Here is a 13229-nt window from a genome sequence, read left to right on the forward strand (position 1 = left end):
TTTTTGTGAAAACTGTAAAAATCATAAGGGGAGTATTGAAGTTTCGCTTTATACATCCCCTATCTTTCGGATACACTAAATAATATAAGGTTTTAAAGGAGGTATTTTTGCTTGGAAGAAATTACACAAGAACATATTGATAAGTTGTTATTATTTATGAGAGAAGAAGCGTATAAACCGCTAACGATACAAGAGTTAGAAGAGGCATTTGGAATTGAAGGTTCTGAGGGCTTTAAAGATTTTGTAAAGGCACTTGTAATGATGGAAGAGAAGGGACTTGTTATTCGTACACGTAGCAACCGTTACGGTCTTCCTGAAAAGATGAATTTAGTAAGAGGTAAGTTAATTGGACATGCACGTGGTTTTGCATTCGTTGTACCAGACGAGAAGAAAACGGGAGACGATGATCTTTTCATCCCTCCTACAGAATTAAATGGTGCACTTCATGGCGATACAGTATTAGCACGACTTAGTTCTCAATCGAGCGGTTCACGTCAAGAAGGTTCAATTGTACGCATTTTAGAGCGTGGAACGAAAGAACTTGTTGGTACATATACAGAATCGAAAAACTTTGGCTTTGTTATACCTGACAATAAGCGCTGGACGAGTGATATCTTTATCTTGAAAAGTGCATCAATGGGTGCTGTAGAAGGTCATAAAGTAGTTGTGAAAATTACGAGCTACCCAGAAAACCGTTTAAGTGCAGAAGGTGAAGTTATTCAAATTCTAGGTCATAAAAATGATCCAGGAGTAGATATTTTATCTGTCATTCATAAACATCATTTACCTTTAGCATTCCCTGAAGAAGTGATGGAGCATGCAAACAGTGTACCAGAAACGATTTCAGAAGAAGATTTAAAAGATCGCCGTGATTTACGTAATCAAATGATCGTAACGATTGATGGTGCAGATGCGAAAGATTTAGATGACGCTGTTACAGTAACGAAGCTTGAGAACGGCAATTACAAGCTAGGCGTTCACATTGCGGATGTAAGTCATTACGTTCAAGAAGGTTCTCCAATTGATGTAGAAGCAGCGGAAAGAGCGACAAGTGTGTATCTTGTTGACCGTGTAATTCCGATGATTCCACATCGTCTATCTAACGGTATTTGCTCATTAAATCCGAAAGTAGACCGTCTGACATTATCTTGTGAAATGGAAATCAACAACTTAGGTGATGTTGTTAAACACGAGATTTTCCAAAGTGTGATTAAAACGACAGAGCGTATGACGTATGCTGACGTAAGAAGCATTTTAGAAGATGAGGACGAAGAGTTAATTAAGCGTTATGAGCCATTAGTACCGATGTTTAAAGAGATGGGGCAATTGGCACAAATTCTACGTGAAAAACGTATGCGCCGTGGTGCAATTGACTTTGACTTTAAAGAAGCGAAAGTATTAGTAGATGAAGAAGGAAAACCGACTGATGTTGTCATGCGCGATCGCTCTGTATCAGAGAAGTTAATTGAAGAATTTATGCTTGTTGCGAATGAAACAGTAGCAGAGCACTTCCACTGGATGAACGTACCGTTTATGTACCGTGTCCATGAAGATCCGAAAGAAGATAAGCTTGAGCGTTTCTTCGAGTTTGTAACGAACTTCGGATATGCGGTAAAAGGACGTGCGAATGAAGTGCACCCTCGTGCGCTGCAACAAATTCTTGAAATGGTTCAAGGACAGCCAGAAGAAGTAGTTATTTCAACAGTTATGCTTCGTTCTATGAAGCAAGCTCGTTACGATGCGGATAGTTTAGGACATTTCGGTTTATCAACTGAGTTCTACACACATTTCACATCACCAATTCGTCGTTACCCAGATACAATTGTTCATAGATTAATTCGTGAATACATTATTAATGGTAAAGTCGACAATGAAACGCAAGCAAAATGGCGTGAAAAATTACCTGAGATTGCAGAGCACTCTTCTAATATGGAACGCCGTGCTGTTGAAGCAGAGCGTGAAACAGATGAGATGAAAAAAGCAGAGTATATGGTTGATAAGATCGGTGAAGAGTATGACGGTATGATTAGCTCTGTAACAAACTTCGGTTTATTCGTAGAGCTTCCAAATACAATTGAAGGTCTTGTACATGTTAGTTATTTAACGGATGATTACTACCGTTATGACGAGCAACATTTCGCTATGATCGGAGAACGTACAGGAAACGTATTCCGCATCGGTGACGAAATTACAATTCGCGTTATTAACGTAAACAAAGACGAGCGTGCAATCGACTTTGAAATCGTTGGCATGAAAGGTACACCTCGCCGTAAGTTCAAAGATCGTCCAGTCGTTATCGAGCAGCCAAGAACAGGCAGAAAGAAACGCGGTGGACGTAGCGAGCGCAGTAATGAGCGCGGCGGTGAACGTGGCACAGGTAGAAAATTTGACCGTGGTGGCAAAGGAAAAGGAAGAGGATCCGCATCTGCATCCACATCCACATCCGCAAGTCAGCCAGGGAAAAAAGATGGTAACGGCAAGAAGAAAAAAGGATTTTTCGAAAACGTACCAGGATTCAAGAAGAAAAAGAAAAAGCGTAAGTAAGAAAAGGATGGCTTCGCTTTGATGAAAAGCGGGGCTTTTTCTTTTTTCTTGGTGGCTTGAGAGCGAGCCACTTTCGGTTTTTATGGAATCCAGCTACAGTGGCTAGAATGTTCGGCGGCTTCACTTCTTCCCGAGAGGCAAAGAGCGCCTCAAGGTCAGAAGCTCCATCCACCTCACATTCTGAACGAGCCACTTTCGCTTTTTGTATAATCCAGCTACAGTGGCTAGAATCTGTTGGCCATTTCACTCCCTCGGACGAAGCAAAAAGCGCTTCTCTGTCGGGAGTTCCAATGTCCAAAGATTCTAAGCGAGCCACTTTCGCTTTTTGTTTACATTTGTTACAATAGTAAAAATAGAGGAGGGACGTTATATGCCAAAAGGTACAGGTAAGGTTATTGCACAAAATAAAAAAGCGTTTCATGATTATTTCATTGAAGAAACATACGAAGCAGGGCTTGTCCTTCAAGGAACGGAAATTAAGTCGATTCGCGCTGGTCGCGTGAACTTGAAAGATGCGTTTGCACGTGTACATAATGGTGAAGTATGGGTTCATAATATGCACATTAATACGTACGAACAAGGGAATCGTTTCAACCATGATCCACTTCGTACGAGAAAATTACTTCTTCATAAAAAAGAAATTGATAAGCTAGCAGGCGCTGCAAAAGAAACAGGTTACGCATTAGTTCCACTTAGAATCTATTTGAAAAATGGATTTGCAAAAATGGCACTTGGTTTAGCAAAAGGTAAGAAACAATACGATAAACGTCACGATTTAAAAGAGAAAGAAGCGAAACGTGAAATTGCACGCGTGTTCCGTGATCGCCAAAAGATGTAATACAGATATTTACATTTGTAAAACGGCGCGCGTATGATATAATAACTTATGTAAGGTTGTTGCACATTGAAAAACAGCTCTTAGTAGCTATCACGATATTTTCTTCGTATGCTCCATTTTTATCATGGGGACGTTACGGATTCGACAGGGATAGTTCGAGCTTAGGTTGCGAGTCGAGGGGATCGGCCTCGTTAAAACGTCAAAGCCTATAATTGGCAAACAAAACAATCTTTCTTTAGCTGCTTAATTGCACTAAAGGTTCCTCCCTCCATCGTCCATGTGGTAGGGTAAGGGACTCAAACTAAGTGGACTACGCCGGAGTTCGCCGTCTGAGGACAAAGGAAGAGAACAACCAGACTAGCAACTTGGAAGCCTGTCGATAGGCCGAAGAGTTCGCGAAATGCTAATATATCGACTACACTCGTAGAAGCTTAAGTGCCGATATTTTTGGACGTGGGTTCGACTCCCACCGTCTCCACCAATACATATTTGGTGGTTTTTTTATTTTGTATAACAAGAAGCATAAGATGGCCGTTTTGGCCAACTTATGCTTCTTTTAGTTTACGGCCAACTTATGCTTCCAGGATTTGAAGAATATTTTTAATGTCGCCTTTAAATAAAGTCGCGACTTTTAGGGATAGCATCACATCATCATCAATCTAAGAATAGCAAATACCCCAAAACGAAAAAAATGTACATTTTTTTCGTTTTGGGGCGTTATAAAATCCTTAAGTTGATGGGCATATGGCGACTCATTTCTAGAATTGTTTTCATGTGTCAATGATAGAAATATATTTTTAATTATGGCTACTTTTCAACTAGTACGATATCATCAAGATAGGCATCACCGATGTTAACATATCCATTAATTTGTAAGATGACCTTATATGGATTATTAGTATTTAGAGTAGTAAATTCAACCGATTTTTGTTCATACTGTGTGGAAGTAAACGTCATAACAAATGTGTTTTCTCCCCCAGGAGACTGTGCTCCTACAAATAAGGTTTTTTCAGGACCCGATACTTTTCCAGATGCGGACATGATGTATGTAGTATTAGGCTTCAAAGTTACGTCTCCCTTAAGATGACCAGCTCCTGAACTAAAATGAAGTCCTTTAGAATTATTTACTCCTGCATGCTCTTCAATATTGTAAATTAAAGAGCCATATGCTGGTTTAAAAGGTTCTAAACTTGAATTGTGGTCAAAATCAATATTTAAAATATAAGGGTTCTCCTTCTCCTTTAATTGTACATTATCAAACTTAACCCTCCCATTTGCTGTAGAAGCAAGTTTGACAGCAAAGTTTGACACATCTTCCCCTGTTTTAAACTTCATCTCATGATGTTCCGGCTTAAATCCTGAATATTGCTTTTTTGTTAATGGAACGATTTCTTGATGGGCATTCAGATTACCTACTGTTACTTCTGATGGAGAACCTATACTTCCCGCTATATCAAATGTTAATGTATATTCTGTATTCGGCTTTACAGTAACAGGCTGATAGGCTGTGTCTGCATGTATTAATTTGAGATAATGATTGGCTGGTTCAGAAGTGCCGATATTCTCGGTAGAAGAATTAGGATTAGATAAAATCCAGTTATTTAGCCCATCCTCAAAATCTCCATTCTTAACTTGTTCATTTGCAGATGAACTATCTGCTGATACAATACCTGAAAAACCTATACTGGCACTTAATACAATTGCTGTAGAAAAGACTCCTATACCGACTTTTTTTAACAATTTCTTCATCTCCTTTGGTCAGATTAAAATTTACTTTTTCATATTTCTATATATGTTTGGATAAACCTGCCAAAGAACAACTTTAACAATAAATAATTTATGTATCAGAGATTTAGGTTATTTTCATTTGAAGGGGTAGAGGGAGCAACCGTGCCGTGAAGTGTAAAGTAACTTACAGAAAATGTAATACACGATGCGTCGACAGTTGCAAAAATTAACATTTATGCAACACTCCACTTGGGCTTGATTTTTATGGCGCCATAACGTTGCATATATTGTGTTGCAAATTAATTTTCGATAATACGGTGATATTCGTAGCGAAATAGAAAATAGATATTTGCAACACTATGAATACCTTAACGTACTGCAAAATGATTACCAAAAACCTTTTTAAAAAGTGCACCGTACACTTTTTATCCTTTTACTGGAATCTACTTTGCACTTCCCAGCACAGGTGCCCCTTCTAGCCCTTGAAAGATCTTCAATATATACAAGGACACCTTGCTCAAATTGAACGGGTAAAGAAAGCATATCAAGAGAGCAAAGTGACCTATTAACTAACGAAAGCGTCACTTCCACTTGCTCGTTTATTAAGGTTATTAGTATCAATTTGGCCAAACATTATTCCAAAGCTACATTAATAAAACACACGGCAAGCTTATGGTTTTTTTTGTTTATGGAAAAGTTATGGTTCTAAAAATAGAATGTATCTAATTTCTTGGTTCTTTCAATTGCATCCTCAATGTACCTTGTGTGTTATCCCTTAAATATCACAATTTTATCCAGTCAAAGCTCGATTGGTGAGGACTGATATTCAGTGGGGGATGAACATCTCCGCTTATTTAATTATAAATTCGTTTTATTCGAATCTTCATATGTTTTGTGTTTTTAACCATACCTATTGTAAGATTATATAGAGTTCTCCTAATAAGCTGTTTTAATGGATTATTTAGGGATTTTTAATTTATAAATCTTAAATTGTTTTTTCAGGATAATTTTTTATCTAAATAAGTTATATTGAAGTAGAGGTGAACCATCGGTGAAGCAGGTGTTGGTGATTAAAAATGAATGGTCTTCAGCAAAGAAAATTGTAAGCGGTCTAACGCAAGAAGGCTATTTCATTTTAAAACTTCACAATGAAAACCAAGGTTTAAATATAATATATGAACAAGATTGGGATATTATCATATTGGATTGGGACTCATTAAGTATATCGGGACCAGAAATTTGCAGACAAATACGACTTGTTAAAACCACACCGATCATTATTGTGACCGACAATATTTCTAGTAAGGATTGCATAGCAGGGCTACAAGCAGGAGCAGATGATTATATAAGAAAACCATTTGTGAAAGAAGAATTAGTAGCAAGGGTTCAAGCAATTTTAAGGAGAAGTGACTATATCCAGCAAAATGAGATGAAATTTTTTCAGTTTAAAGATCTCTTTGTTGATGCATCTAGCAATATTGTGAAAAAAGGTGGCGAGAACCTCTCCCTTACTAAGCGCGAGTATGATTTGCTTGTATTTTTAATCAAAAACAAAAACACAATATTGAGCCGTGAAATGCTTTTGAATCAAGTATGGGGATATAACGTAGTAGTAAATCCAAATGTAGTAGACTTATATATTGGGTATGTAAGAAAAAAGTTAAAGTGCGAGAAGAAAGACAGATATATTCAAACGATACATGGCAGAGGCTATTCAATGATTGACTGATAAAAATAAGATAATAAAAAAATGAGTAAAACTATTTCATTCAGTTTTACTCGTTTTTTTATTAAATGTGATAATCAAATAGTTTCTGAGAAGTATTAAAAGATGTAAAAAAATATTTCTATCAGGTAATGGATTATGAAAACATTAGCTATTAATGAGCATTTTTTGCAGGGGAAATTATGGTTTATAAGGTGCTCATCTTTTGGGTATTGTGTAGGGGACGATTCTAGCGCGCATTAGTTGAGACCGGATCTAATGAAAGTGTCTACTCGAAAAAAATCGACACGCTCTGAAGAATAAAGGTTAATCAACACGCCCGACTTCATATATTACTTTGTTTGCCTGATTTTATGAATTCACACCATTCACAAGATTTTCACAGAATTAATGACTATACTAATTAACAGGATGTTCAAATGAAAATGATTATCAATAGCGATTCAATTGAATAAAAGTTACCTTCTAATTCAATCTATGGATGTCATCATTTTCGAAATAAATCACACTATAAGGAGTATACATATGAAAAAATCTATGCTTTTAAAATTAGTGAGTATTCTAGCAATTTTCACTTTAATGTTAGTAGCTTGCTCAGATTCAAGTAAAGAAACTTCGAAGGCTAATAATAAAGATAATGGTAGTGATAAGCCAAAAACGGTTGAAATCACTGATGCTCATGGAACTGTTAAAGTCCCTGTAAACCCAAAGAATGTAGTTGCTTTGGATAACAGAACTTTTGAAACTTTATCTGATTGGGGAATTAAATTAGCGGCTGCTCCAAAGGATATCATGCCTGCTGATTCAGCATATAAAAAGGATGAAAAAGTTCAAAATATTGGGAATCACCGTGAACCAAATCTTGAAATTATTGCAGCGGCAAACCCTGACCTTGTAATCGTTGGTCAAAGATTTGCTGACCATTACGAAGAAATCAAAAAATTAGTACCAAATGCAGCAGTTATTGATCTTAATTTTGATGTTTCTGAGAAAGCTACTAAGCCTGGCGAAAACTTAGTAAAAGGACTTAAAGATTCTACAATTACTTTAGGAAAAATCTTTAATAAAGATAAAGAAGCTAAACAATTAGTAGCTGATTTTGATAAATCTATTGAAAAAGCAAAATCTGCTTATAACGGAAAAGATAAAGTTATGAGTGTTATCGTTACTGGTGGTAATATTGGTTTTGCTGCTCCACATTCTGGTCGCGTTTGGGGACCAATGTATGAAATTTTTGGTTGGACTCCAGCGTTAGAAGTTTCAAATTCTACTGCAGGTCATAAAGGTGATGACGTTTCTGTTGAAGCTATTGCACAAACAAATCCTGATTGGATTTTCGTATTAGATCGTGATGCTGCAACATCTGATGCAGCTAAGTCAACACCTGCTAAGGATGTTATTTCTAAATCACCTGCTCTTCAAAACACAACTGCTGTTTCTAAAAAACAAGTTATTTATGCACCAGAAGATACTTACACAAATGAATCAATTCAAACTTATATAGAGTTATTTGGAAATATGGCAAAAACTTTAGCTAAGTAGTGTAAAGGGGTACGAAACAGTGTCAAAAAATATGATTTCTAGGGTTGAGAATATTTCTCAACCCCAGTTTTATGATCAAAATAAAATATGGACAAAACCTTTTATAATAGCAGTTATAGTTGTTATAATTTTAGGGATTATATCACTGTTTACTGGAGTTTATGATATACGTGGACAAGAGGACGGGACAGAGATGTTTTTCATAACTCGTGTTCCGAGAACAGCTGCATTAATGCTTACTGGAGCTGCGATGGCGATGGCAGGGCTCGTAATGCAACTCATTACACAGAATCGCTTTGTTGAACCTACTACAACGGGGACTATTGAATGGTCAGGCTTAGGCCTGCTTTTTGTGTATTTATTATTTCCTGCCCCGACTTTAGTTCAAAGAATGACTGGTGCAATCATTTTTTCTTTTATAGGAACTATGATTTTCTTTCTATTTTTAAGAAGAGTTAAGCTTCGTTCGTCTTTAATTGTTCCGATTATTGGATTGATGCTTGGAGCAGTAATTTCTGCAGTGTCTACTTTTTTAGGACTCCTTTTTCAAAAGACGCAAAGTATTGAAACTTGGTTTGTAGGTTCATTTGCTAACATTCAGGTGGGAAGATATGAATATTTATGGCTGATTGTTATCATTACTTTTCTTATTTTTATGTATGCTAATAGATTGACTTTAGCTGGACTAGGAGAAGATGTCGCAACAAGTCTTGGAGTTAATTACAATAGAATTGTTCTTTTTGGGACTGCTCTTATCTCTGTTGCAGTTGGAATTGTTGCAGCTGTTATTGGACACTTACCTTTCTTAGGATTAATTGTGCCAAATATCGTTTCAATGTTTAGAGGTGATGATCTTAGGAGTAATTTACCTTGGGTTTGTGTGATCGGAATGGGATCAATAACTGCCTGTGACATCATTTCTCGAACAATTATACAGCCTTTTGAATTACCTGTTTCTTTAATACTTGCAACAGTGGGAGCAGTCGTGTTTATTACTATTTTATTGAGACAAAGAAAACCAAGGAGGCTACGATGATCACATTAGAATATAGAAAAAAAGAAAATGTCGAAATCGATTCTAGCCTTCATAATGAAAGTAGATCAGCTAGCGCTTTTCGGTCTAAGAAGGAAGCAAGACGTTATTGGATTTTACTGATAACATTGATTGCTTTAGGTCTTCTTTCTTCATATGGACTTTTAGTTTATAACAATCCAGTTCCGATAGATTCACCTTCTTTTATCCCAGTCGTTAAGAGAAGGATAGTAGCTATTGTTGCAATGATTATTGCTGCGGTTTGCCATAGCTTGTCGACAGTTGCTTTCCAATCTATTACGAATAATAAAATTATTACTCCATCGCTTTTAGGTTTCGAATCACTTTATTCAGCAATTCAAACGAGTACAGTATTCTTCTTTGGTGCTAGTGCGTTAATAAATTTTAATGGAATTGGATCATTTTTATTCCAAGTTGTTGTTATGGTCTTCATGAGTTTGATACTTTATGGATGGTTACTTTCCGGTAAATACGGGAATTTACAACTTATGCTTTTAGTTGGAATTATTATTGGTACCGGGCTAAATTCTGTGTCAACTTTCATGAGAAAACTACTTGCGCCTTCAGAATTTGATATCTTACAAGCAAGATTATTTGGTTCTGTTAATCATGCAGATCCTGCATATTTTCCTATTGTAATTCCTATGATCATAATTGTAGCGTTATTAATTTTTGCTCATTCTAAGAATTTGAATGTTTTGTCACTAGGAAAAGATGTTGCTACTTCTTTTGGAGTTAAATACCAACCTAGTGTAATTTATACGCTTGTATTAGTAGCTATTTTAATGTCCATTTCAACAGCTCTAATTGGGCCACTTACTTTCTACGGCTTTTTAGTGGCAACTTTGAGTTATCAGGCAGCGTCAACTTATGATCATAGATATATTTTTCCGATGGCTTTTGCTATAGGATTTTTAATAATGACGAGCGCATACTTTTTAATGTATCATGTATTCCATGCTCAAGGTGTAGTTTCAGTTATTATTGAATTATTCGGTGGAATCATATTCTTAACTATAGTTTTAAGGAAGAGGGCTTTATGATAAAAATTGATAATGTTAAAAAGTTCTATACTGATAAGGTAAAAATAGGACCTTTGGATATTGAAATACCAAAAGCAGGCTTTACTTCTTTAATTGGACCAAATGGCGCTGGAAAGTCAACGACACTTTTGATGATTGGCAGACTTTTAGATATGGATGAAGGTCAAATTCAGGTAGCAAATATGGATGTTTCTGAATCCAAATCAAAAGACTTAGCAAAAGTTTTGACTATATTGCGACAAGAAAATCATTTTGTAACTAGGCTTACTGTGAGACAACTAGTTGGATTTGGGCGCTTTCCTTATTCAAAGGGAAGATTGACTAAAGAAGATGAGGCTATCATCTCTAAATATATCGATTTCTTAGATTTAACTAGTTTAGAGAATAGATATTTAGATGAGCTTTCTGGTGGTCAAAGACAAAGGGCATATGTAGCGATGGTATTGTGCCAAGAGACGGAATATGTACTTTTGGACGAACCTTTGAACAACCTTGATGTTGCTCGTTCTGTTCAAATGATGGAGCATTTGAGACGTGCAGCTAATGAATTTGGACGAACAATTTTGACTGTCATGCATGACATAAATTTTGCAGCTAAATATTCGGATAAAATTTGTGCTATGAAAGATGGACAAATTGCTGCTTTTGGAACAGTAGAAGAAGTTATGGACCCAACACTTTTGACAGATATTTTTGAAACAAAAATAGAGATTATTAATGGTCCTTATGGGCCGATCGCAGTTTATTAGTTATAAAATGTCTTGCGTAGATTATGCAAGCTACTCTAGTTGAAGTTGTTGTCTATATTTTATAGGCAGCAGCTTTTTTTTATGTGATTACTCATAAAATGCAAAAGAATGCTTCACCTTTTCAAGTATGTACCAAACGAAAAAATATCTCTGTATAATTTTTCAAAAGAATTCAGCTTGTTTTTTGTATATGTAATATTGCATATCAGAGTGTATTGATAAAAGTGTAAGGGGTCACTATAATGAGGGCATAAAGATAAATCACATTTTCGTAGCAATAAAAAGGAGGAAATAATATGGAAATCGCAATGGCAGTTTTAAAATTTGTAGGTGGCGTAATCCCGTTAATTCAAGAACTTTTAAAAGCATTTATGTAAGTTTATTAGTTAGCTATCATTTATCAATCATTATCATATTTTACTAAAAAAAGAACGGGGTGATTTTTCTGAATATTAAGAAAAACACTAAAAGAAGAAAGTTCCTTACATGTTTATTAGTTAGTCTATGCACTATTAATTATTCATCTATTTCCTTCGCAGAAACACAAGCAAGTAATGTAACTGATGTAACCAAAAATGCTAGTGGCATTAATACTGGTATAGCAAATCTTAAATATAATAATCAAGAGGTTTTAGCTGTAAATGGTGATAAAGTAGAAAGTTTTGTTCCGAAAGAAAGTATCAATTCAAATGGTAAATTTGTAGTAGTGGAACGCGAGAAAAAATCACTTACAACGTCACCAGTCGATATTTCAATTATTGATTCTGTAGTGAATCGCACGTATCCAGGAGCTGTACAACTTGCAAATAAAGCTTTTGCAGACAATCAACCAAGTTTATTAGTGGCTAAGAGAAAGCCTTTGAATATTAGTATAGACTTACCGGGCATGAGAAAAGAAAATACAATCACTGTCCAAAATCCGACATATGGTAATGTAGCTGGAGCAGTAGACGATTTAGTATCTACTTGGAATGAAAAGTATTCTACAACACATACGTTACCTGCAAGAATGCAGTATACGGAATCTATGGTTTATAGTAAATCACAAATAGCAAGTGCTCTTAATGTTAACGCTAAATATCTTGATAACAGTCTAAACATTGATTTTAATGCGGTTGCAAATGGAGAGAAAAAAGTGATGGTAGCGGCGTATAAGCAAATATTTTATACGGTAAGTGCTGAACTACCTAACAATCCATCCGACCTTTTTGATAATAGCGTTACTTTTGACGAGTTAACTCGAAAAGGCGTAAGTAATTCGGCTCCACCTGTTATGGTTTCAAATGTAGCTTATGGTAGAACGATTTATGTAAAATTAGAAACAACATCTAAGAGCAAAGATGTACAAGCTGCTTTTAAAGCCTTACTTAAGAATAACAGCGTTGAAACAAGTGGACAGTATAAAGATATTTTTGAAGAAAGTACCTTTACTGCTGTAGTATTAGGCGGAGATGCGAAAGAGCATAACAAGGTTGTTACTAAAGATTTCAATGAAATCCGAAATATTATTAAAGATAATGCTGAATTAAGTCTTAAAAATCCAGCATACCCAATTTCATATACAAGTACTTTCTTAAAAGATAATGCAACTGCTGCTGTTCATAACAATACAGATTATATTGAGACGACAACTACAGAATATTCAAGTGCTAAAATGACACTTGATCATTACGGTGCTTACGTTGCTCAATTTGATGTATCTTGGGATGAATTCACATTTGATCAAAAGGGTAACGAAGTACTAACACATAAAACATGGGATGGTAGCGGAAAAGACAAAACGGCTCATTACTCTACAGTTATCCCTCTTCCGCCGAATTCAAAAAATATAAAAATTGTAGCAAGAGAATGTACAGGTCTTGCATGGGAATGGTGGAGAACAATTATTAATGAACAAAATGTTCCATTAACAAATGAAATAAAAGTTTCAATTGGAGGAACAACATTATACCCAACAGCTAGTATTAGTCATTAAGTATAAAAAAGCGCCCTATAAGTAGGGCGC

At 35.8% G+C, this 13229-nt stretch carries 9 protein-coding genes and 1 other RNA gene; 9 read left to right on the forward strand and 1 reads right to left on the reverse strand.

Annotated elements, in window-relative coordinates; genetic code table 11:
- Nucleotides 1-111 precede the first annotated feature (111 nt).
- From rnr to ssrA, 3 genes are all read left to right on the forward strand, one after another.
- Complete coding sequence (gene rnr, locus AC1Q8L_RS21200) at nt 112-2544, forward strand: ribonuclease R (protein ID WP_000391341.1); 2433 nt, start codon at nt 112-114, stop codon at nt 2542-2544.
- A gap of 370 nt (nt 2545-2914) precedes the next feature.
- Entirely contained in the window at nt 2915-3382 is a 468-nt protein-coding gene (smpB, locus tag AC1Q8L_RS21205) for an SsrA-binding protein (RefSeq protein ID WP_001123920.1), read from the forward strand.
- A 126-nt stretch (nt 3383-3508) separates the two neighbouring features.
- Nucleotides 3509-3863, forward strand: a transfer-messenger RNA (tmRNA) gene (gene ssrA / locus AC1Q8L_RS21210).
- A 326-nt stretch (nt 3864-4189) separates the two neighbouring features.
- Here the strand turns inward: ssrA and AC1Q8L_RS21215 are convergent.
- Complete coding sequence (locus AC1Q8L_RS21215; RefSeq protein WP_000915083.1) at nt 4190-5122, reverse strand: carbohydrate binding domain-containing protein; 933 nt, start codon at nt 5120-5122, stop codon at nt 4190-4192.
- Between the two features lie 1039 nt (nt 5123-6161).
- Between AC1Q8L_RS21215 and AC1Q8L_RS21220 the strand changes: the two genes are divergently transcribed.
- The 6 genes from AC1Q8L_RS21220 to alo all read left to right on the forward strand — a co-directional run bounded on the left by AC1Q8L_RS21220 (nt 6162) and on the right by alo (nt 13199).
- The gene (locus AC1Q8L_RS21220) at nt 6162-6839 is read left to right on the forward strand and encodes a response regulator transcription factor (RefSeq protein ID WP_000815824.1); all 678 of its coding nucleotides are present in this window, start codon (nt 6162-6164) and stop codon (nt 6837-6839) included.
- Between the two features lie 522 nt (nt 6840-7361).
- The gene (locus AC1Q8L_RS21225) at nt 7362-8378 is read left to right on the forward strand and encodes a siderophore ABC transporter substrate-binding protein (RefSeq protein WP_000749433.1); all 1017 of its coding nucleotides are present in this window, start codon (nt 7362-7364) and stop codon (nt 8376-8378) included.
- Between the two features lie 19 nt (nt 8379-8397).
- Nucleotides 8398-9414 (forward strand): ABC transporter permease, encoded by a 1017-nt coding sequence (locus AC1Q8L_RS21230; protein ID WP_000042055.1) that lies wholly within the window; start codon nt 8398-8400, stop codon nt 9412-9414.
- Nucleotides 9411-10475 (forward strand): iron chelate uptake ABC transporter family permease subunit, encoded by a 1065-nt coding sequence (locus tag AC1Q8L_RS21235; RefSeq protein WP_098311960.1) that lies wholly within the window; start codon nt 9411-9413, stop codon nt 10473-10475. Before AC1Q8L_RS21230 ends, AC1Q8L_RS21235 begins: the two co-directional genes overlap by 4 nt.
- Nucleotides 10472-11224, forward strand: coding sequence for an iron ABC transporter ATP-binding protein (locus AC1Q8L_RS21240; protein WP_000590061.1), 753 nt, complete (start codon nt 10472-10474; stop codon nt 11222-11224). Before AC1Q8L_RS21235 ends, AC1Q8L_RS21240 begins: the two co-directional genes overlap by 4 nt.
- Before the next feature lie 436 nt (nt 11225-11660).
- Entirely contained in the window at nt 11661-13199 is a 1539-nt protein-coding gene (gene alo / locus AC1Q8L_RS21245; RefSeq protein ID WP_000576745.1) for an anthrolysin O/cereolysin O family cholesterol-dependent cytolysin Alo, read from the forward strand.
- Nucleotides 13200-13229 lie beyond the last annotated feature (30 nt).

This window comes from Bacillus sp. GW823-FHT06A11, assembly GCF_058795355.1.

Bases quoted from the DNA above. Each gene is read 5' to 3' on its own strand.
- smpB (WP_001123920.1), top strand. From the start codon at position 2,915: ATGCCAAAAGGTACAGGTAAGGTTATTGCACAAAATAAAAAAGCGTTT.
- AC1Q8L_RS21225 (WP_000749433.1), top strand. From the start codon at position 7,362: ATGAAAAAATCTATGCTTTTAAAATTAGTGAGTATTCTAGCAATTTTC.
- AC1Q8L_RS21235 (WP_098311960.1), top strand. From the start codon at position 9,411: ATGATCACATTAGAATATAGAAAAAAAGAAAATGTCGAAATCGATTCT.
- AC1Q8L_RS21240 (WP_000590061.1), top strand. From the start codon at position 10,472: ATGATAAAAATTGATAATGTTAAAAAGTTCTATACTGATAAGGTAAAA.